Annotated in this window: 20 protein-coding genes; 15 read left to right on the top strand and 5 right to left on the bottom strand. The window is 62.1% G+C overall.

Translation table 11 applies throughout. From position 1 onward, the window contains the following. Window positions 1-133 precede the first annotated feature (133 nt). Both BMZ10_RS03615 and BMZ10_RS03610 read right to left on the bottom strand, forming a co-directional pair. On the bottom strand, window positions 134-382 hold the full coding sequence (locus BMZ10_RS03615; RefSeq protein WP_093458664.1) for a hypothetical protein: 249 nt from the start codon (window positions 380-382) through the stop codon (window positions 134-136). A 16-nt stretch (window positions 383-398) separates the two neighbouring features. Further along, window positions 399-698: a hypothetical protein gene (locus BMZ10_RS03610; RefSeq protein ID WP_093458663.1), complete on the bottom strand. Its 300-nt coding sequence runs from the start codon at window positions 696-698 to the stop codon at window positions 399-401. A gap of 98 nt (window positions 699-796) precedes the next feature. Between BMZ10_RS03610 and BMZ10_RS27830 the strand changes: the two genes are divergently transcribed. Then, a complete protein-coding gene (locus BMZ10_RS27830) occupies window positions 797-1,255 on the top strand; it encodes a hypothetical protein (RefSeq protein WP_218147164.1) in 459 nt (152 codons plus the stop codon). A 157-nt stretch (window positions 1,256-1,412) separates the two neighbouring features. Further along, window positions 1,413-1,664 (top strand): hypothetical protein, encoded by a 252-nt coding sequence (locus tag BMZ10_RS03595; RefSeq protein WP_093458662.1) that lies wholly within the window; start codon window positions 1,413-1,415, stop codon window positions 1,662-1,664. 35 nt (window positions 1,665-1,699) lie between these two features. On the opposite strand, the gene BMZ10_RS03590 is transcribed toward BMZ10_RS03595, so the two are convergent. Next, entirely contained in the window at window positions 1,700-2,569 is an 870-nt protein-coding gene (locus tag BMZ10_RS03590) for an isocitrate lyase/PEP mutase family protein (protein WP_093458661.1), read from the bottom strand. Between the two features lie 216 nt (window positions 2,570-2,785). Further along, window positions 2,786-3,673, bottom strand: a complete 888-nt coding sequence (locus tag BMZ10_RS03585) for an alpha/beta fold hydrolase (RefSeq protein ID WP_093458660.1) — start codon at window positions 3,671-3,673, stop codon at window positions 2,786-2,788. Between the two features lie 313 nt (window positions 3,674-3,986). Between BMZ10_RS03585 and gcvA the strand changes: the two genes are divergently transcribed. The 3 genes from gcvA to BMZ10_RS03570 all read left to right on the top strand — a co-directional run bounded on the left by gcvA (window position 3,987) and on the right by BMZ10_RS03570 (window position 6,594). Continuing rightward, window positions 3,987-4,901, top strand: a complete 915-nt coding sequence (gene gcvA, locus BMZ10_RS03580; RefSeq protein ID WP_093458659.1) for a transcriptional regulator GcvA — start codon at window positions 3,987-3,989, stop codon at window positions 4,899-4,901. 67 nt (window positions 4,902-4,968) lie between these two features. Next, window positions 4,969-5,796 carry a DMT family transporter gene (locus BMZ10_RS03575; protein WP_093458658.1) on the top strand — a complete coding sequence of 276 codons (828 nt, stop codon included), beginning with the start codon at window positions 4,969-4,971 and terminating at the stop codon, window positions 5,794-5,796. Window positions 5,797-6,054: 258 nt separating this feature from the next. Beyond that, on the top strand, window positions 6,055-6,594 hold the full coding sequence (locus BMZ10_RS03570; RefSeq protein ID WP_093458657.1) for a DsbA family protein: 540 nt from the start codon (window positions 6,055-6,057) through the stop codon (window positions 6,592-6,594). 79 nt (window positions 6,595-6,673) lie between these two features. On the opposite strand, the gene BMZ10_RS03565 is transcribed toward BMZ10_RS03570, so the two are convergent. Continuing rightward, window positions 6,674-8,413: a dipeptidase gene (locus BMZ10_RS03565; protein ID WP_093458656.1), complete on the bottom strand. Its 1,740-nt coding sequence runs from the start codon at window positions 8,411-8,413 to the stop codon at window positions 6,674-6,676. A gap of 201 nt (window positions 8,414-8,614) precedes the next feature. Between BMZ10_RS03565 and BMZ10_RS03560 the strand changes: the two genes are divergently transcribed. The 10 genes from BMZ10_RS03560 (at window position 8,615) to BMZ10_RS03515 (ending at window position 19,855) form a co-directional block, all read left to right on the top strand. Beyond that, on the top strand, window positions 8,615-9,046 hold the full coding sequence (locus tag BMZ10_RS03560; protein ID WP_093458655.1) for an HhH-GDP family DNA glycosylase: 432 nt from the start codon (window positions 8,615-8,617) through the stop codon (window positions 9,044-9,046). Continuing rightward, complete coding sequence (locus BMZ10_RS03555; RefSeq protein WP_093458654.1) at window positions 9,043-9,798, top strand: DUF72 domain-containing protein; 756 nt, start codon at window positions 9,043-9,045, stop codon at window positions 9,796-9,798. The genes BMZ10_RS03560 and BMZ10_RS03555 overlap by 4 nt, the downstream gene beginning before the upstream one ends. 174 nt (window positions 9,799-9,972) lie before the next feature. After that, window positions 9,973-11,142: a GGDEF domain-containing protein gene (locus BMZ10_RS03550; protein ID WP_256214333.1), complete on the top strand. Its 1,170-nt coding sequence runs from the start codon at window positions 9,973-9,975 to the stop codon at window positions 11,140-11,142. A 153-nt stretch (window positions 11,143-11,295) separates the two neighbouring features. Further along, complete coding sequence (locus tag BMZ10_RS03545; RefSeq protein ID WP_093458652.1) at window positions 11,296-12,921, top strand: NADP-dependent glyceraldehyde-3-phosphate dehydrogenase; 1,626 nt, start codon at window positions 11,296-11,298, stop codon at window positions 12,919-12,921. Window positions 12,922-13,128: 207 nt separating this feature from the next. Beyond that, entirely contained in the window at window positions 13,129-13,698 is a 570-nt protein-coding gene (locus BMZ10_RS03540; protein ID WP_093459970.1) for a biliverdin-producing heme oxygenase, read from the top strand. After that, complete coding sequence (locus BMZ10_RS03535) at window positions 13,685-15,901, top strand: ATP-binding protein (protein WP_093458651.1); 2,217 nt, start codon at window positions 13,685-13,687, stop codon at window positions 15,899-15,901. The genes BMZ10_RS03540 and BMZ10_RS03535 overlap by 14 nt, the downstream gene beginning before the upstream one ends. Before the next feature lie 91 nt (window positions 15,902-15,992). Next, window positions 15,993-16,916 (top strand): pca operon transcription factor PcaQ, encoded by a 924-nt coding sequence (gene pcaQ / locus BMZ10_RS03530; RefSeq protein ID WP_093458650.1) that lies wholly within the window; start codon window positions 15,993-15,995, stop codon window positions 16,914-16,916. 134 nt (window positions 16,917-17,050) lie between these two features. Continuing rightward, window positions 17,051-17,770 carry a protocatechuate 3,4-dioxygenase subunit beta gene (gene pcaH, locus BMZ10_RS03525; protein WP_093458649.1) on the top strand — a complete coding sequence of 240 codons (720 nt, stop codon included), beginning with the start codon at window positions 17,051-17,053 and terminating at the stop codon, window positions 17,768-17,770. 13 nt (window positions 17,771-17,783) lie between these two features. Next, window positions 17,784-18,386, top strand: coding sequence for a protocatechuate 3,4-dioxygenase subunit alpha (gene pcaG / locus BMZ10_RS03520; RefSeq protein ID WP_093458648.1), 603 nt, complete (start codon window positions 17,784-17,786; stop codon window positions 18,384-18,386). 104 nt (window positions 18,387-18,490) lie between these two features. Further along, a complete protein-coding gene (locus tag BMZ10_RS03515; RefSeq protein WP_093458647.1) occupies window positions 18,491-19,855 on the top strand; it encodes a 3-carboxy-cis,cis-muconate cycloisomerase in 1,365 nt (454 codons plus the stop codon). The last annotated feature ends 14 nt before the right edge of the window (window positions 19,856-19,869 follow it).

Genomic DNA, 19,869 nt, shown 5'->3' with positions numbered 1-19,869 from the left:
CGGCCCAACGCCGTTCCTCAGCGTGAATGCATCAGGCGCGATAAAAAGGATCTTGCTGGCGCCACGTAAGTTCAACGCAATTTCCCGCATCGGCGCCGGGGTGCCCACGGCAGCGGCCATTTACCCCTTGCGTCTATCGCTTATTACCGCGTTCCCATTCGCGGGTGTGGCTTTGCTCGATGGCATGGCTATAAGCAGCGTCGGCGTATTCGAGCATCTCTTGCAGTTCTTCTGCGCTGATGACCTCAAGCCGGGCCAGCGTCATGGCGTGGCCGGTGAGTTCTCCGCTCCAGTGATCGATGGCCAGCTCCCGGCGACCCTCGTGGTTGAGCAGGATATTCCAGAGCTCCAGCTCGCGATTTCTGATGTCCTCGTTGCCCATTTCACCTTGTTCTCCCTTAATCAATCGGCCGACACCACCAGGATTGCGCGTACCACCGCTCACCGTCGAACTCGATGCCGCTGAGGGTGAATCCCTCGCGGGCCATCGCCGAGAGAGTCGCGTCGAAAAGCTCGGGTAACAGCAGGCGGCCCGTCCCGTAGATGGGCCGCAGGCTCGCGACGTTCGAATGCCGGTTCAGTTGCTCGCAGACGCGGTTCATAATGACCAGCTCCCCCTGTATCGCGGTCGTGCGTTTGGGAGGAACCATCTGCAGCGCGATGCCTTGTCGGCGCCTGGGTGTGATGACGAATTGCATGACCGGCCTTTGCTGAATAACTGTATTTATATACAGTTAACTAAACGGCGTTCTCCGGGTCAACGCTGTATGAGCCAAAATCCGACGGGGTGATTGATATGTGTGGCGGGGTCGAAGCGAAAGACAAGAACAGGGCGTACGTGCCGGTCAAAGTGTACTTTCCCAATCCGAAAGCAGCGTTTCCGGTGATGCTCGAAGACGGCACGGAACTAGGCTGGGTGCCGTGGGGACGGCGCAAGGAGCAGCCTGGCAGCGGCCCGCAAGGGGGCTGGGCAAAGCGAGAAACCATCGAGCGTGGCGGGTGGGACAAATATCACCCCCAACGTGCCCTGGGGCTGGTCAGCGGCTACATGGAAAAAGACGCCGCGCGCGTCTCCCATTGGTTCGAGATGACCCAAGGGTACGGCCTGGAATGCCTGCTGATCGGTGAGGCCGAAGAGCGCCGCGTTTACGTCGTCACCACAACGCCGCCCCCAGCCTTCGAGTGGGTGCATGACCGCTGGCCGATGATTGCCGAACTGCCTGCCCGGTCCGAAGAAGGCCCTGGGTGGTCGTGATTGGCCCAAACGGCGACCGACGCCTGCCACCTGCCGTCCGTTTATACCGCCCGACAGACCGACATCGATCAGCCGTTCGAAACGATAAGAGCCGCTGAACTAAAAATTGACTGGCGAGTCAGGATAATACCCGCCCATTATTGCCCGAGGACAAGCCATGCCCGTTTATACCCTTGAATATCAGTTCAACGACCAACCGAGAACCTTCGCCATCGACCTCAAACAGGCGCATTTGCCGGTGCACGAGGCAGCGATGCACTTGCTCCAGTTGCATTTCGGCGATGGGGAAAACAGCCTGATGATGCCTGCCGCGGATGCGACTCACGAAGAAATCCTGCAGCAGGCCGAGCGGGTAGGGTTGAAGCAGATCAGAGTAATTGAAGGCGCGATGCCAACTGTCCATCGATGACGGCGCCGCCGACAAGACGGGCCGTAACGCCGGGTTCATTCCTTGACGTTCATGAACTCTTTGGCCCATGCCACGTAGCTTTCCGGCAGCGTGTAGGTATGGGTCAGTTCCGTCGCGCTCAGGTTGGAAGTGCTGCGGGTGATCTGGCGCTGGGCGCGCAAGCTGTCGTAGGTGGCTTTGATCGCCGCGAAGTAGGCCGCGTGGCCTGCGACCACAATGCGCACGCCGGCATCTGCCAGACGCTGTGCGTCGTTAAGCTCCGGATTGCCATAGGTCACCAGCATCAGCGGGACGGTCAGGTTCTCCGAGATCTGCTCCAGGTGGGTGAAATCCTTGATGCCGACGATGCAGATGCCGTCGGCGCCGGCCTCTTCGTACGCTTTGGTGCGCGCGATGATGTCTTCGACCGGCAGGACACCGGCGTTGGTGCGGGCAATGATCGAAAGCTCAGGGTCAACGCGCGCCTCCAGCGCAGCGCGAACCTTGCCGATGCCTTCGCCGATGGTGATGAGGTCGGTGGATTTGCGTCCGTATTGCGCGGGCAGCAGCGTGTCTTCGATGGTCAGTGCGGCAACGCCTGCGCGCTCCAGCTCTTCTACCGTGCGCATGACGTTCAGGGCGTTGCCGTAGCCATGGTCGGCGTCGGCAATGAAAGGCAACTGCGCGACGCGGCCGATGCGGGTCGCCTGTTCGACGAATTCGCTCAGGGTGATCAAAGCGAAATCCGGTGCCGCGAGAACCTGCAGCGAGGCGACCGAACCGCCCAGAATGCCGACTTCAAAGCCCAGGTCCGCGGCGATCCGCGCAGACATCGGATCAAATACCGACGCGGTTTCGAAGCAAGCCTTCGAGGCCAGGAGTTCTCGGAAATTGCGGCGTAGAGCTGAGTGGGAAATTCTGGACATGAGGCTTCCTGTTTCTGGCCATCATCGAAGATAACGATCTACGCCAAGCTAAAAGTGCGGCGAGACTACCATGCTAAAAGATGAAACATTATGACGGTTCGGTATGGCCCATGCACTAAACAGATAGCGCTCCAAAGCGGTGCAGCAAAGGCCTGTCCGCGGGTCGAAAACGCCTGACTCCAGTGCGGATGAGCCGTCACAGGTGCGGGCCGTGGCTCACCGGGCGAGCAGGCTCATGACCGCCTGAGCGAATTCGGCCGGCGCTTCCTGTGGCACGTTATGACCAATCCCCGCCAACACGTGTCGGCTGACCGGGCCGTCGAAGCCGCGCTTGGCCGTCGCATCATCGCGCCGGGAGGACACGCCATCGCTGCCACCACTCAAAATGACCGTCGGAACCGTAATAGGCGGGCGCTGCGCCAAGGCGCGCTCGATCTCGGCATAGCGCGGATCGCCTTCCACCAGGCCGAAGCGATGACGGTAGGAGTGAGTGACTACGTCGACAAAATCCGGGTTGGCAAATGACTGGGCCGACGCCTGAAAGGTCGCATCGCTGAACAACCAGTCCGGTGACCAGGAGGCCCAGAGTAAACGGCAGAACGCCTCGCGATGGGCGGCAAGTCCTGCGTAGCCTCGCGCGCCGTGAAGGTAATACTGATACCACAAACGTCGTTCCGCCTCGGGCGATGCCGGCGTGTCGGCGGCCGAGATGTCCTGAATGTTGTAACCCGGATCGCCGCTCACCAGACCAATCACACGCTCTGGCCATAAGGCGGCGACAACGCAAGCTGCGCGGCCGCCCCAGTCATATCCGGCCAGCACTGCGCGCTGAATCTGCAGCGCATCGAGCAACGCCAGCAGGTCAGCGCCCAGCGCGGCCTGCTCGCCGGAGCGCAGGGTTTGCGCATCGATGAATTGCGTAGGCCCGTACCCACGCAAGTACGGCACGATGCAGCGACAGCCTGCCTGCGCCAGGGATTCAGCCACGTCGTCGTAAGCATGAATGTCGTAGGGAAACCCGTGCAGCAGCACGACAGCCGGCCCGTCATCGGGGCCGAGGTCCCGATAAGCCGTTTTCAACACACCCGCGTGGATCTCTTTCACGGTTTGCTCCTTTCCAATGATGCAGGGCGGGCGACGCGCGGACTGTTCAGCAGGCCGTAGTTCAAAGGCAGATGCCCGATCCGCGCCCTGCCGCGTACCACGAACGTCCGCCGATGTGTGCTCGGGCGTCAGTATCGGCCCTGAGAATGCCCGGCCGACGCTACAACGCTGTGACCGCTGGCTGGCGAAAGAATGCGCAGGCGCTGACGGATGAAGCCCTCGGACGACGTCGCTGTAAATGCCCGTGACGGCTGCTTTATCATGAGCCACCCTTCATGCACCACGCCCTCGCGGTCGCTGCCGAGAACCTGATATGAGAGACCTGCCACCCACGTCCACCTTGCGCGCCTTCGAGGTCGCCACCCGGCACGCCACCTTCACTGCCGCGTCACAGGAACTGCACGTCACGCAGAGCGCTGTGAGTCATCAACTTCGGCACCTCGAAGACCTTTGGGGACTGCAGCTCTTCGAGCGGGGCAAGTCATTGAATCTGACGCCCGCAGGCGCAGCACTGGCGCCCATCGTGCGTGAGTTTTTCATGAACCTTGAGGCCACACTTTCGGAATTGAGGGAGGAAAAGGGCCGGGTCAGGTTGAAGGTCAGCACCACGTATTCGTTCGCGCTGAAATGGCTGCTGCCCCGCTTGCCGGGGCTGTCCCAGCAACATCCGGACATTCTGGTGACCCTGGAAACCACCGACGTGGCGATCCGTTTTTCTGCCGGCGAGGCCGATGTCGCCATCCGTCTGGGCAACGGCAACTACCCCGCGCTTTATTCGGACTTCATGTTCCGGGAACAGATTTTTCCGGTGGCCAGCCCCGATTTGTTGCAGCGCTTTGGCGTCCCGCGTACTCCCGCCGAGCTGTTGCGTTATCCCTTGCTGACGCGCGACGGCGTCGACCTGGTGCCGAAGTGGGAAGTCTGGTTTCAGCAGGTCGGGCTGGGAATTTCGCCGCTGAACGAATGCGTCAGGTTCGCCGACACCAACATGACCGTCGAAGCGGCGCTGCTCGGTCAGGGCATCGCCCTGGCGCGCAGCGGTCACGTGGAAGCAGAGTTGGCCGACGGGCGTCTGGTCCGGCTGTTCGACGTGCCGTTCGCGTCGCCGGTCGGTTATTACTTCGTTTGTCCCAAGGGCATCGAGTCACAGCCTCACATCATTCGGTTTCACGACTGGCTGCTGGAGGAATCGACGAAGGCCGGCCTGCGCTATGGCAGAGAAGCATGAGTATTTACTCATGAGGCGATGAGGAGACTTCGCTTCATTCGCCTGGCAGCTTTGCCTAGGATGGGGCATGCCTATTCATATCATTCTGCTGGTTCTCTTCGCCGCGCTGCTGCACGCCAGCTGGAACGCGCTTCTGCGCGGCGGTGCCGACCGACTCTGGTCCATGACAGTCATGTGCATCGCGGTGGCGATCGCCAGCACGGCCGCAGCGTGGGTGCTGCCGCCTCCAGCATCGGCGAGCTGGTTTTATGCCGGGCTCTCGGCAGTGCTGCATGTGGGCTACAACCTGTTTCTGGTGCGCAGCTATCAGGTCGGAGAGCTGGGCCAGACCTACCCGGTATCCCGCGGTTCGTCACCCATCCTTATCACCTTGTGTGCCGCGGCATTTGCCGGCGAGGCGGTGAGCGCGAGTACGCTGGCGGGCATCGGGCTGGTGTCCGCCGGCATCATCTCGCTGGCATTCAAGCGTCGCCGACTGGCCGTGCCCAGCCTGCCGTACGCCTTGGGCACAGGCTGTTTCATCGCCGCGTACAGCGTGACCGACGGCATTGGCGCACGCCTGTCCGGCGCGCCCATGGCATATACCGTGTGGATGTGCGCGATGTGGGGCGTGCTGATGCCGATGGTCTACATCGCTTTGCGAGACACGCGCAGCCTGTTCACCTGGCGTCCCGGCCTGATCACGGCAGCGGTCGGTGGACTGGTTTCGCTGCTGGCCTATGGCATCATCATTTATGCGATGTCCGCCGCGCCGATGGGCGCAGTGTCGGCGCTGCGCGAAACCAGCGTGCTGTTTGCCGCTTTGATCGGTTACTTCTTTCTGGGCGAGTCGCTGAATCTGCGCAAGCTGTTGGCCTGCGTGGTCATTGCCACCGGCACGATCATCATCGGTTGATGGGTGCACAGCGCGCGTTCGGTCCGGCGATAGGGGTCGTTTAATAACGCAAGTGATTCGCCATGTCGGCGCGTATGGGGCACTATCGGGCGCGACGCTCCGCCGGTTCGACAGGCCAGACGCGGCAACCTGGCCGCCGCCATGGTCTGTCTGGCGAGCCCGGCCGGCGGTTCATGACCCGCTCATCGAAGGCGGTCCGATTCGGGGCTTTCAATGCTCAGACCGCCTTCGCGCAACACCCATCGAACAGGATGAACCATGCAAGCAGACGACCTTTCCTGGGGCCACGGGCCTCGTATCTTTGAAGTGTTTCTGGAGCCGACCTGTCCGTTTTCGGTCAAGGCGTTCAACAAGCTCGATGAGCTGCTCGCTCAGGCGGGCGAAGACAACATCACGGTGAAGATCCGCCTGCAGTCGCAGCCCTGGCACATGTTTTCCGGCGTCATCGTACGCTGCATTCTGGCGGCGTCGACACTGCCGGGCGGCAAGGCAGACGCCAAGGCGGTCATGGCCGCCGTGGCGGCGCATCGTGAGGAGTTCGAGTTCGAGCACCACGCAGCAGGGCCGAACATGGACGCGACACCGAACCAGATCATCGCCCGTATCGAGCAGTACAGCGGTGTGAAACTTGCCCAGGCATTCGCCGACCCTCAGCTACAGGGGCCGATCAAGTGGCACTGCAAATACGCGCGGCAGAACGGCATCCACGTTTCGCCAACGTTCATGATCGACGGATTGGTGCAAGCCGACCTGTCCAGCGGCGATCCGGTGGCAGACTGGGCAGCGCGACTGGCTTGACCCGAAGAAATGTCGGCTAACGCGATAATTGCCCGGTAAGGGCTGCGAACCCGCCGCACAGCGGGTTCGCAGTCAGCGGTCAGAGTTTCGGCAGTTGGCCCACGCGACCCAGCATCTCGGTCACGATCTGCAGATCCAGCAGGAATTGCTCGGTGGTCTTGAATTCGGCGTCGGTGTGCCCGGTGTATTTGACATCCGGACGCGCCAGACCGAACTGCACGCCGTTGGGCAATTCATGCACGGACGTTGCGCCCGCCGAGGTCCCGAACGTGTGCGCCATGCCCAGGTTTTCGCTGGCGACAGCGAGCAACGCCTTGACCCATTCTCCCTCTGGATTGCGGTACATCGGCTCGGCAATCTTGTAATCGAAGGTCGCCGCAATGTGGGTTTTGGCGCTCCAGGCGTCGATTTTTCCGGCGATTTCCTGCTTGAGCGTCTCAGGCGACTTGCCCTTGGGTACGCGCAGGTTGACCGCGAGCTTGAAGGCCTGGTCATCCAGGGCGACATAGGTCAGCGAGGCCGTCAGCGGCCCCATGAAGTCATCGGAAAACGCTACGCCCAGTCGGTTGCCCAGATAGTCCAGGCCCCAATTGTCGGCGGCATACTGCGAGGCGTCGGTGACGTAGTTGTGCTTGAGCGCGACCTTGCCGTTCAGGCTGTTGATGAAGCCGAGCATCCGCGCGACCGGGTTGACGCCCGACTGAGGCTCCGATGAGTGCGCCGACACGCCCGTCACCGTCAGGCTGACGTCCTTGCCAGCCACCTTGGCGTCCACCTGGAAGTTACCGCCGTTCTGCGCCACGTATTCGGCGCCTGCCTTTTGCAGGCTGGCTGCAAGCTCGGCGGGCGTGTCGGTCACGAACGTGGCCACCGAGCGGGACGGGATCTGGTTGGTGGCCATGCCGCCGGTCATCGTCGTGATTTCTGCGCCGCTGCCCGTCGCCGGTTTGCGCGGGAAGCTCGCCATCACCGTGCCGTAGCCTTTTTCCGCAATCACCACCGGGTAACTGCCATCCAGCGCCAGGTTGTACTCAGGCGTCGGGTTGCGCTCGAAATAATACGGAATGGCATCCCCGGAGGTTTCTTCGGTGGTGTCGATCAGCAGTTTGAAGTTGCGCGCCAGCGGCAGGTGTTCCTCCTTGATGGTCTTCATCGCGTAGAGCGCGACGACGATGCCGTTCTTGTCGTCTTCGGTGCCTCGGCCGTACATGCGATCGCCGATCTGCGTGACCTTGAACGGGTCCAGTCGGGTGCCGTCCTGCAGCACCCAGTTCTCCGGCGTCACGGGCACCACGTCGGCGTGGGCATGGATGCCGACCAGTTCCTTGCCACTGCCGTCGAGGGAAATTTCATAGACGCGATTGTCGACGTTGCGAAACTTCAGGTCGAAGGCCTTGGCCAGACGCTCGATCTTTGCCGCGATCTTGATGAACGCCGGGTTGTCGTGCTGGGGGACGCCTTGCGTCTGGAAGGTCGGAATTTCCACCAGCTCGCGCAAAGTCTGCGTTGCAGCGCTGCCGTATTTCAGCCGCGTGTAGAGCCCCAGCAGGCGATAAACATCATTCTGCTGCTGCGCGGAAAGCGGCTTGTTGGCGAGATAAGCGCGGATGGTCGGGGTCAGATCGTCGGTTTTCGCAAGATCACTCTTGCCCAGACGATCGAGGAAATGTCGGAAATCCTTGACCGACGTGTCGTTGAAGCGAGTCAGGATGTCTGCGCTCTGTTGCGCGCTGAGGGTGGCGGACGCCGTGGTGGCGAAGGATGACAGGCTGGCGAGCACCAGAGCGGCCGAAGCCAGGCGCTTGAATTGAACGTTCATTGCGTGGGGCATTCCTTTGCTGCAGTCGATTGGAATAACTGATCGCTCGATCAGAATCGTTCGCAACCTAACATTTTGTACGACGTCGATGAAATACCTGATGCAGGATGTGTCGCACCGTGCGGCGAAAGCGACGCAGATATGAATATGCCGTTGAATTTCGTCGACAGGACCGCGGTCTAGCGAAGATCGGAGGACGACATGAACAAAACCATTACCGCACATGACTTGAACATCGACCTGGCCGGCGCCCATGAAGACGCGCTGTTCAAATGGTTGCTGGCAAGCTTTCTGATGGGCAAGAGGATTCAGGCGCAGATTGCGGAACAGGCTTACCGCGTCATCGTCGACGAACACCAGCGTGACACGCCGCGTAAACTTGCCCATTGCACCCATCGCGAGCTGGTGAGAATGCTGGGCGAGGCCAATTACGTGCGATATGACGAAACAACTGCCGAGCGCCTGCTGGCACTGGCCGCCCGGCTCAATAGCGAGTACGGCGGCAAGGTAGGGCGTATCCGGGAGGTCAGTGACAGCCGCGACGACTTTGAAAAGCGGTTGCAGGCGTTCGAGGGCATCGGGCCCAAGACCGTGGAAATATTCATGCGTGAAGCGGCGAAGGTGCTGTATTGAGCATCGCTGCGATATTCGTCGGCTGCGCGGGCTGGAGCATTGGCCGCGAGCACGCGCCGGCGTTCCCGGCTGACGGCACGCACCTGCAGCGTTACGCCTTGCAGCTGAACGCGGTGGAAATCAACAGCTCGTTCTATCGGCCTCATCGGCCGCAAACTTACCTGCGCTGGGCGGAGTCGGTCCCGCCGGCGTTCCGGTTTTCGGTGAAAATCCCGAAGCTGATTTCCCATGAGCGACGCTTGCAGCAGTGCGAAGATCCATTGGATGAGTTTTTGAATCAGTGCATGGCGTTGGGTGAACGGTTGGGGTGTCTGCTGCTGCAACTGCCGCCAAAGCTGGCGTGCGATGCATCGGTCGCCGAGGCGTTCTTCACTCACCTGCGTGAGCGCTATCGCGGTCCGCTGGTGCTCGAACCCCGGCACGAGTCCTGGGCGCAGGCCTCGCCGATGCTCGCGGCCCATGGCATTACCCAAGCTGCAGTCGACCCGTCGCGCATCAGCAATGACGCCGCCCCGTTGGGTCAGGCGGGGCTGAATATCGGCCTAAACTACTGGCGCTTGCACGGCGCGCCGCGCATTTATCACAGCCCTTACGACGAGGCCTATCTGCAACGCCTCGCTGACGATCTGCTGTCCAGCGCCCGGGCTGGCAGGCCGTCATGGTGCATTTTCGACAACACCGCCAGCGGCGCTGCCACCGCGAATGCCCTGAGGCTCAGAGCAATTCTGGACCACCGCATCGGCACATATTGACGGACCCGTACGCGCCGGGTGCAATCGTCCGTCGCGCTGCATCGTCCGATATAGAGCCTCTGGCGGGACGCTGCTGACCCTTTCGTCGCAAATAAGCTGATGAGGATCCGATTTCTTGCAAATGATGGGCGAGCGAGTTGTGCGCTGCAGTAGCACGGTGCCACAATCTGCGCCATGTCATCTTGGCAGGGCCGGGCGGAGCAGATGTACCTCCTCGAGTTTCAACATGATCGCGACGTCCAGATACGGGCCCAAGTGCGAACCGATCGTTTGCAGCTGTTGTTTCGCCAAAGTTTTTTCTCGGTTTTCGGCAGCCTGCTCGCGGCGCTGATGTTGTCCTGGCTGTGCTGGGACCGCGCCGCTCACGGCCTGATCATCGGCTGGCTGGCACTGCTCGGTGGCTCAACTTCCTTGCGCCTGATCATGCTGACCACCTATTTTCGTTGCGCCGAAGCCGGGCGCACACCGAAGCGCTGGGAAACCACTTATTGGCTCACGCTGGTGCTGTCGGCGGGCATCTGGGGCGGCGGGGCGGTGGCATTGATGCAGCCGGGTGATCTGCTCACGCAGACGCTGGTGTTACTGTTTGCGGTGGGAATGTCGGTCAGTGCGGTGGCCTGTTACTCGGCCTACCGCTCGATGACCCTGGTGGCTATCGCCCTGGTGCTGCTGCCATGCTCGACGTGGTTGCTGTTCCAGCCTGAGGCTACCCAGGTCGGCATGGCGTTGGCTTCGTTGGTGTTCGCATCGTTCGTCGCCAGCGCGACCCGCAAGCTGTCGTTGGCAATGGAGAAAGCCTTCCGTCTGACCCGCGAAATGGAACATGCCCACCGCATTGCGACCCATGCCGCGCAGACTGACGAACTGACCGGGCTGAAAAACCGTCGTGCGTTCTTTCATCACGCTGAGCGCGCCTACGACCATTGCTGGCGCAACCGCCTGCCGCTGTGCGCGCTGATGCTGGACATCGACCATTTCAAACAGATCAACGACCGCTACGGCCATCAGGCCGGTGATCAGGTGTTGCGCCAGATTGGCGCGGTCATCTGCGATTCGGTGCGCGAGGCCGATGTCTGCGGCCGGCTTGGAGGCGAGGAGTTCGCGTTGCTGCTGACGGACACGTCGCCAGACGTCGCTCACGCCATTGCCGAGAAACTGCGCCGAGATATCGCTGCGATTGCGTGCGACCATCACGGCGGCATCACCGCCAGCCTTGGCGTCGCATCGTTGAGCGATGCCGATCGGGACGTTCATGCATTGCTTGGCCACGCCGACCGGGCGTTGTTCAAGGCCAAAGCAGAAGGCCGCAACCAAACGGCGGTGGCCTGGGGCCGCCCGGCTTAACCCGGCCTGCGCCGGGCTGGCAGCTCAATCGTTTCAGCCCTGCGCCTTCTGTCACCTGCGCGTGACATTTCTTGCAACTCTTTTCATTCCCGTTCGGCTGTGGCGTAGTGTCGGTCTGTTTGCACGATGACCGACTGGAAGAGGTAAAGCGAGATGACCCTGCAAAACCGCCTGGACAACCTGTACCCGCGCGCCGAAGACATCCCTGAACAATTTCGCGCCGGTCCTGCCATCGAGCAGCGGGATTATCTGGTCAACGGCGAGTTGCGCCAGTGGCAAGGGCCGTTGGCGCCGGTGCTCAGCCCTGTGTCGTTGAAGACGGACGCAGGCCTTGAACCGGTGGTGCTGGGCAGCACGCCGTTGATGGACGCCGACACTGCGATGACCGCGCTGGACGCCGCCGTCAAAGCCTACGACCGGGGGCAGGGCGCGTGGCCGACGATGCGCGTGGCTGACCGTATTCATCACGTCGAAACCTTCCTCAAGCTGATGCGCGAGCAGCGCGATGCTGTCGTGACGCTGCTGATGTGGGAAATCGGCAAGAACCTCAAGGACTCACAGAAAGAGTTCGACCGCACCTGCGACTACATCGTCGACACCATCAATGCCTTGAAGGAACTGGACCGCCGCTCGAGCCGTTTCGAGCTGGAACAGGACACCCTTGGGCAGATCCGCCGCGTGCCGCTGGGCGTCACCCTGTGCATGGGCCCCTACAACTATCCGTTGAACGAGACGTTCACCACGCTGATTCCGGCGTTGATCATGGGTAACACCGTGGTCTTCAAGCCAGCCAAGTTCGGCGTGCTGCTGATTCGTCCTCTGCTGGAAGCCTTCCGCGACAGCTTCCCGGCCGGCGTGATCAACGTGATCTACGGCAGTGGTCGCGAAACCGTCAGCGCCCTGATGGCCAGCGGCAAGATCGACGTGTTCGCCTTCATCGGCACCAACAAGGCCGCCAGCGCCCTGAAAAAGCTGCACCCCAAGCCGCACCGCCTGCGTGCCGCGCTGGGTCTGGACGCCAAGAACCCGGGCATCGTGCTGCCGGACGTCAATCTGGACAACGCGGTTGCCGAAGCGATCACCGGTTCCCTGTCGTTCAACGGGCAGCGTTGTACCGCGCTGAAAATCCTCTTCGTGCATGAAAACGTCGTCGGCAGCTTCCTCGAGAAATTCGAGGAGAAACTGGCTCAGCTCAAGCCGGGCATGCCGTGGGAAGCGGGTGTGTCACTGACCCCGCTGCCGGAGCCGGGCAAGACCGATTACCTGCAAGGGCTGGTCGATGACGCCATCAGCAAAGGCGCCAAAGTGGTCAACGAAGGCGGCGGCACGACCCACGAGCAGTTCTTCTATCCGGCGGTGCTGTACCCGGTCACCCCGCAGATGCGCGTTTATCACGAAGAACAGTTCGGCCCGGTCGTACCCGTGGTTGCTTACAGCGACCTGGACAGCGTGATCGAATACGTACTGGATTCGGACTTCGGCCAGCAGCTGAGTATCTTCGGCAACGATCCCAAGCAGGTCGGTCGTCTGGTCGATGCCTTCGCCAACCAGGTCGGGCGCATCAACATCAATGCCCAGTGCCAGCGCGGCCCGGACAGCTTCCCGTTCAACGGCCGGAAAAACTCCGCCGAAGGCACCTTGTCGGTTCATGATGCCCTGCGGGTCTTCTCCATCCGCACGCTGGTGGCGACCAAGTTTCAGGAAAGCAACAAGGCCTTGATCAGCGACATCATCCATAACCGCGAATCGAGCTTCCTGACCACCGACTACATTTTCTGACCAACAGTCGTCTTGCCTTTCGGCACGGCCCCGCTGCCTTTTCGGCGGCGGGGTCGCCGTTGTCACTGATATCAACTTGTCGGCGGGTGCACGAAGGCTGATACTTCAAGCCCGTTCTCCGGATCCTGAAGGACAACCCCGGCCTTGGTTGATGTCACCCCCGAGCTGCAACCCGTTCGCGCCGCGAGCGTCCCTGAAGTCCTGACGATGTTGCGCAGTGCAACCGGGGCTCAACACCGCGCACTGGAAGCCAGGCTTCCTTTCATGCGCGCCGACTTCGACCTTGACACCTACCGCCGGCTGATCGAGGCGTATTACGGTTTTCATCTCACACTCGAGCAACGCGTCGAGGCGTTCGGCAGCGGGCTGTTCAAGTCGTCTGAGCGACAAAAGACACCCGCGCTGACGAAGGACCTCCATGCCTTGGGCCTCAGCGCCGATGCGATCCAGGCGCTGCCTGTCTGCGCTGACCTTCCACCCATCGACAGCATCGCTCATCTGCTCGGCACGATGTATGTAATGGAAGGCGCTACCCTCGGCGGTCAAGTGCTGCGTCGCATTGTCGCCGACAAGCTGGCGATCGACGCCGACACCGGCGGCGAATTTCTCGATGTCTATGGCCGGGACACCGGTCGGTTGTGGAAAGCATTTCTCAAGCGCCTGGTTGAGTTCGATCACCCGGCGCACAACCTGCAGGTCGTGAACGCGGCATGCACCACCTTCAGCTGTTTCGAACGCTGGCTGGAACGCGCAGGAGTACTGCATGACGCCCGATAATCAGCAAGATGTCCGCGCACTGCTGAACACCTGCGCCGACGAGCCCATTCGGATTCCCGGCGCGATCCAGCCCCATGGCGTGCTGTTGACGGTTGACGAACAGCACTGGACCGTTCAGCAGGCCAGCGCCAATGCCCGGCAGTTGCTGGGGCTCGCGGGGGATATCGCGGCCGGCCAGCCGTTGTCGCGATGGCTGGGTGAGGAACAGGCCGGGCTGATACGCGAGGCGCTGTCGAACGGGCACCTCGAGGAGGTCAATCCGCTTGCGCTGGTCTGCGGCGCTTTGCAACTGGACGGCCTGCTGCATCGCCACGACGGCGTCGTGTTCATCGAACTGGAGCCGGTGCTCGACGAGGCGCACAGGCCATCGCTGGACTTGCACCTGAGCCGGACCCTGCGTCGGTTGCAGACGGCCGGTACGCTGGAGGCGCTTTACGAGATCAGCGTCAACGAGATTCGTGCGCTGACCGGTTACGACCGCGTGCTGATTTACCGTTTTCAGGACCAGGGCCATGGTCAAGTCATCGCCGAATCGGCCGCCCCTGAGCTGGACGCCTATGACGGGCTGTTCTTCCCGGCCAGCGATATTCCCGAACAAGCCCGTGAACTGTACCGGCTCAACTGGCTGCGCATCATCCCTGACGCCACCTATGTCCCGGCGCCGATGGTTCCGGCACTGCGTCCGGACACTCTACAGCCGCTGGACATGAGTTATGCGGTGCTGCGCAGCGTGTCGCCGATCCACTGCCACTACATGCGCAACATGGGTGTTCGCTCTTCCATGAGCATCTCGCTGCTCAAGGACAATCAGCTCTGGGGACTGATCAGTTGCGGCAATCGCCAGCCGCTGCAAGTCCCGCATGCGCTGCGCGCCGCCTGTCAGACCATTGGCCAGGTGCTCTCGATGCAGATCAGCATGCTCGAAGAGCGCCAGGCGCAGTTGCAGCGCCAGGCCAAGGAAAACCTGTTGAAATCCCTCGCCGCGGCCATGCGTGAAGCCGAGGGCGATGTCTACAACGGCTTGATCGCGCATCCCGAGGCCCTCATGGCGCTGGCCGAAGCCTCGGGCGTCGCCGTGATCATTGAGGGTGACGTGCACCTGTTCGGCCGCTGCCCATCGGTCGAGCAGGTCGGCGCATTACTCAAATGGGTCCAGCTGCAGGCGACATCCGCAGTCGAAACGTCAAGCCTGAGCGCCTTGTTGCCGGAAGCCGGTGCCTACCAGCGCATTGCCAGCGGCCTGCTCGCCATCAGCCTGCCCAAGCCGGTGGATAACGCCGTGCTGTGGTTTCGCCCGGAAGTCATCGACAGCGTGAGCTGGAGCGGCAACCCGGAGACTGCCAAACACCTGGTCGGCGACCGTTTGCAACCGAGAGAATCGTTCAACGTCTGGAAACAGCAGGTCGAGGGCACAGCGCAGGCCTGGAGCGTCGGCGACCTGTACGCCGTTTCCGATCTGCGCCGCTCGGCGCTGGAAGCGGATCTGTCCCGCCAGGTGCTGCGTGAAAAAGATGCGGTGCGCGCCCGCGATGAGCTCGTCGCGGTTGTGTCCCACGACTTGCGCAGCCCACTGACGGTCATTGTCATGCAATGCGGCATGATGCAGCGCGTGGTGGCGGCTGACGTCAGCCCGTCGTCGAAGCGGCTCATTTCCGCCGTCGACACCCTGCAGCGTGCCACGTCGCGCATGACCAATCTGCTCGAAGACCTCCTCGACACCTCGAAGATCGAAGCCGGACGTTACTCGATCGAGCCGCAGGCGCTGGAAGTCAGTCAGTTTTTCGAGGACGCCTGGACGTTGCTGACGCCGTTGGCGCTGAACAAGTTCATCGACCTGAGCTTCACCGGCGAACCTCACCTGAAGATGTTCGCCGACCCCGAGCGGATATTTCAGGTGCTGTCGAATCTGGTGGGCAACGCCATCAAATTCACGCCGAAGGAGGGCACGATCAGCGTGACGGCCAGCGTCGAAGGCGACCTGGTCGTCATCAGCGTGGTCGACTCCGGAGACGGCATCGCTGCCGATCAGTTGCCCCACGTCTTCGAGCGCTACTGGCGTATCCGCGAAGGCAATCCGAGCGGCACCGGGCTTGGGCTGTATATCTCCAAAGGAATCGTGAAGGCCCATGGTGGTGAGTTGACCGCCAGCAGCGAGCCCGGCGTGGGCAGCGAATTCCGCTTTACCGTGCCGCTGGCGCCATGAGCCGCTTACTGCGTCCTGCGGTTGCGTCGGCGCGCCGGGTGCGGGAAAGTCGCGAGCTCTTTGCCCGTTGCGACTCCAGGCCGACCCCGACGTGAACATCGACACCCGCATCAAATTCCGACATCTGCTGTGTTTTCTCGAGGTCGCCCGTCAGGGCAGTCTGGCCAAGGCCTCGGGCAAGCTTGCGATCAGCCAGCCAGCGCTGTCGAAAACCCTCAAGGAGCTGGAAACGCTGCTGTCCGCCAGCCTGTTCGTGCGCAGTAAAAGCGGGGCCGCGCTGACCGAGGCGGGCGTTGCGTTCATGCGCTACGCGGGGCCCAGCGTGCAGGCGCTGCGCGAAGGGGTGAACAGCCTGCGCGCTGGCGAGCATGAGCCGGTGGCGGTGCGCCTGGGGGTGCTGTCGACGGTTGAAAGCGTGCTGGTGCCGGAGGTGATCCGTCGCCTGCACGCCCGTCATCCGGCGCTGGTGATCAGCGTCGTCACCGGCCCAAGCGCCTACCTGCTGTCGCAATTGCGTCTCGCAGAGCTGGACCTTGTGGTCGGGCGCATGACCGACAGCCCGCAGATATACGGTCTGAGCTTCGAGCACCTGTACAGCGAGTCGATGACCTTAGTGGTGCGCGCCGACCATCCGCTGCTCAAGGGCGAGGGCGCCAGGCTCGAAGAATTCCCGCTGGTCCTGCCGCTGGCCGGCACGACCATTCGCAAATTCGCCGACAGCCTGTTCGTTCAGCACGGCATCGCGCCGCCACGCCAGCGTCTGGAAACCCTGTCATTGACGTTGAGCCGTCGCTACGTGCAGTGCAGCGACGCGGTATGGATTGCGCCGCTGGACGCAGTTCGGCAGGACCTGGCTGATGGGCAACTGACCGAGCTGGAGCTGGGAATCCGTGAACCTGGCGGTTCGGTCGGACTGTGCAGCAACCCGGCATTGCCCCTGTCCATCGCCGCGCAGTGGTGCGTGGAGACGCTGCGCGAAGTGGGTACGGCCTATCGTGAGGGCGAACATCCATAACCATTTGGTTATGGATGCGGTGTTTTTTTTCAGTTTTGCCAAGGCTCTCGGCGCGCCAGACTGCGCCCATCGCTTGCTTCAGGTCGCCGTGGCCACAAGCGCAGCCTTCCAAAAACGACAAAAAGGAGACCGGCATGTCCGATACCCACGACAGCCGCTTTGCCATACGCGATCGCAACTGGCACCCCAAAGCCCTCACGCCGGACTACAAGACCTCGATTCTGCGCTCGCCCCGCCAGGCACTGGTCAGCATCGGCCAGTCGATTTCGGAGACCAGCGGTCCCGACTTCTCTCACTTGCAACTCGGTCGTCACGACGATGACTTGCTGCTCAATTTCAACCATGGCGGCTTGCCGATCGGCGAGCGGATCATCGTGGCCGGGCGGGTGATCGACCAATACGGCAAGCCGGTGCCTCACACGTTGGTTGAAATGTGGCAGGCCAACGCTGGCGGTCGCTACCGTCACAAGAAAGACGCTTATCTTTCGCCGCTGGACCCCAATTTCGGCGGCGTGGGTCGCTGCCTGACCGACCGCGACGGCCATTACCGCTTTCGCACCGTCAAGCCCGGCCCTTACCCATGGCGCAACGGCCCTAACGACTGGCGTCCGGCGCACATTCATTTCTCCATCAGCGGCCCGTCCATCGCCACGCGGCTGATCACACAACTGTATTTCGAGGGCGATCCACTCATCGCCATGTGCCCCATCGTCAAGTCCATCGCCAGTCCCGAAGCGGTGCAGAGCCTGATCGCCAGACTGGACATGAGCACGGCCAATCCGATGGATTGCCTGGCGTACCGGTTTGACATTGTCCTGCGCGGTCAGCGCAAGACGCACTTTGAAAACGCCTGAGAGGAGGCCAGTCATGCCTTTAGAAATTCTGCCTGAAACCCCGTCTCAGACCGCCGGTCCCTACGTGCACATCGGCCTGGCCCTCGAAGCGGCAGGCAATCCTCCGCGTGAACAGGAAATCTGGAACGAGATGGCCAAGGCCGGTGCGCCCGGCGAGCACATCGTCCTGCTGGGCCATGTCTACGACGGTAACGGCCACCTTGTCCGCGATTCGTTTCTGGAGTTCTGGCAAGCCAACGCCGACGGGGTCTACGACACCGCCTATGACTTGAGCAAAGACTTCAACTGTTTCGGCCGGACCGCTACCACTGACGAGGGTGAATGGCTGGTCAAGACGGTCAAGCCGGGGATCGTGCTCAATGCGGCGGGTGTGCCAATGGCGCCGCACATCAACGTGTCGCTGTTCGCCCGCGGCATCAATATCCACCTGCAGACGCGTCTTTATTTCGATGATGAGGCCGAAGGCAACGCGCTGGATCCGGTGCTCAATCTGATCGAGCAGCCTCAGCGACGCCAGACCCTGATCGCCAGACGCTGCGCCGTAGACGGAAAACTGGCCTATCGTTTTGACATCCGCGTTCAGGGCGAAGACGAAACGGTGTTCTTCGATTTCTGACGCAGGGCCCCGTGACTGCAGGCGCAATCACATTGATTGCAGCGGTGATTACGGGGCCGGTTTGACGAGGATTTCCGTTGGGACGACCAGCCAGGAGCAGTACTTTGAACAGACCGGGCAACCAGCTTTTTGACCGTTACTTCACTCAGGCGCGCATGCGCGACATTTTTTCCGATCAGGGCCGCGTGCAGGGCATGCTGGATTTCGAAGCCGCGCTGGCCCGCGCTCAGGCCGGGCTGGGCGTCATTCCCGGCGATGCAGTGGCAGACATCGTCGCGGCCTGTGACGCCCGCCTGTATGACTTCGATGCACTCGCCGAGGCGATCGGCAACGCCGGCAATTCGGCGATCCCGCTGGTGAAAGCGCTGGGACAACAGATCGCCGGCCGTAACCCCAGCGCCGAGCGCTACGTTCATCTGGGCGCCACCAGCCAGGACGTGATGGACAGCGGCCTGGTCCTCCAATTGCGGGCGGCGGTGGCGCTGCTGGAAAAAGATCTGAGCCTGTTGGCCGACGCTCTGGCGCAGCAGGCGCAGCGTCATGCGGCAGTGCCGATGTCCGGGCGGACCTGGCTGCAACAGGCGACTCCGGTGACTCTGGGCGCGAAGATCGCCGGCTGGCTGGGGGCGATCACCCGGCATCGGCAACGCTTGAACGAGATCAAACCGCGCCTGCTGTGCGTGCAGTTCGGCGGCGCCTCGGGCAGTCTGGCGGCGCTGGGTGAAATGGCCTTTCCGGTGGCTGAGGCGCTGGCCCGTGAGTTGAAGCTCGGCCTCCCGGATCAGCCCTGGCACACCCAGCGCGATCGGCTGGTGGAATTCGCCAGTGTGTTGGGGCTGATCGCCGGGAGTCTGGGTAAATTGGGTCGAGACATCAGCCTGCTGATGCAGACCGAAGCCGGTGAGGTGTTCGAGCCTGCGGCGGCGGGCAAGGGTGGTTCATCGACCATGCCGCACAAACGCAACCCCGTCGGCGCCGCGGTCATGATCGCAGCGGCGACCTGCGCGCCGGGGCTGATCGCAACCATGTTCAGTGCCATGCCGCAGGAGCACGAACGCAGCCTGGGCCTGTGGCACGCTGAATGGGAAACCCTGCCGCAGCTCTGCTGCCTGGTGTCCGGTGCGCTGCAGCAGGCGCTGGCGGTGATTCCCGATCTCGAGGTCGATGCCGCCCGTATGCTGCATAACCTAGACCTGACCAAAGGGCTGGTGCTGGCCGAAGCGGTCAGCATCGCCCTGGCGCAGCGCATCGGCCGCGATGCCGCCCATCACCTGATCGAGCAATGCTGTCGCCGGGCAGTGGACCAGAACGTGCACCTGCGTGACGTGCTGGGCGCCGAGCCAGAGGTCACCGGGCAGCTTTCGTCGCAGGCGCTGGACAACCTGCTCAACCCTGCGCAGTACCTTGGGCAATCCAGACGCTGGGTCAAGCGCGCGGTGGCTGATCATCAGGCATTCAATCTTCGTTAATCAGATGACTGGAA

It is taken from the genome of Pseudomonas sp. NFR16 (assembly GCF_900108875.1).
In the GTDB taxonomy this organism is placed as follows: Bacteria; Pseudomonadota; Gammaproteobacteria; order Pseudomonadales; family Pseudomonadaceae; genus Aquipseudomonas.
The sequence above is the reverse complement of the archived record's forward strand: the minus strand, read 5'-3'. Positions and strand labels throughout refer to the sequence as shown.

Coding starts and splice junctions, on each gene's coding strand:
- BMZ10_RS03615 (WP_093458664.1), bottom strand. CDS start 382: ATGGGCAACGAGGACATCAGAAATCGCGAGCTGGAGCTCTGGAATATC.
- BMZ10_RS03610 (WP_093458663.1), bottom strand. CDS start 698: ATGCAATTCGTCATCACACCCAGGCGCCGACAAGGCATCGCGCTGCAG.
- BMZ10_RS27830 (WP_218147164.1), top strand. CDS start 797: ATGTGTGGCGGGGTCGAAGCGAAAGACAAGAACAGGGCGTACGTGCCG.
- BMZ10_RS03595 (WP_093458662.1), top strand. CDS start 1,413: ATGCCCGTTTATACCCTTGAATATCAGTTCAACGACCAACCGAGAACC.
- BMZ10_RS03590 (WP_093458661.1), bottom strand. CDS start 2,569: ATGTCCAGAATTTCCCACTCAGCTCTACGCCGCAATTTCCGAGAACTC.
- gcvA (WP_093458659.1), top strand. CDS start 3,987: ATGAGAGACCTGCCACCCACGTCCACCTTGCGCGCCTTCGAGGTCGCC.
- BMZ10_RS03575 (WP_093458658.1), top strand. CDS start 4,969: ATGCCTATTCATATCATTCTGCTGGTTCTCTTCGCCGCGCTGCTGCAC.
- BMZ10_RS03570 (WP_093458657.1), top strand. CDS start 6,055: ATGCAAGCAGACGACCTTTCCTGGGGCCACGGGCCTCGTATCTTTGAA.
- BMZ10_RS03565 (WP_093458656.1), bottom strand. CDS start 8,413: ATGAACGTTCAATTCAAGCGCCTGGCTTCGGCCGCTCTGGTGCTCGCC.
- BMZ10_RS03560 (WP_093458655.1), top strand. CDS start 8,615: ATGAACAAAACCATTACCGCACATGACTTGAACATCGACCTGGCCGGC.
- BMZ10_RS03550 (WP_256214333.1), top strand. CDS start 9,973: ATGTCATCTTGGCAGGGCCGGGCGGAGCAGATGTACCTCCTCGAGTTT.
- BMZ10_RS03545 (WP_093458652.1), top strand. CDS start 11,296: ATGACCCTGCAAAACCGCCTGGACAACCTGTACCCGCGCGCCGAAGAC.
- BMZ10_RS03540 (WP_093459970.1), top strand. CDS start 13,129: ATGTTGCGCAGTGCAACCGGGGCTCAACACCGCGCACTGGAAGCCAGG.
- BMZ10_RS03535 (WP_093458651.1), top strand. CDS start 13,685: ATGACGCCCGATAATCAGCAAGATGTCCGCGCACTGCTGAACACCTGC.
- pcaH (WP_093458649.1), top strand. CDS start 17,051: ATGTCCGATACCCACGACAGCCGCTTTGCCATACGCGATCGCAACTGG.
- pcaG (WP_093458648.1), top strand. CDS start 17,784: ATGCCTTTAGAAATTCTGCCTGAAACCCCGTCTCAGACCGCCGGTCCC.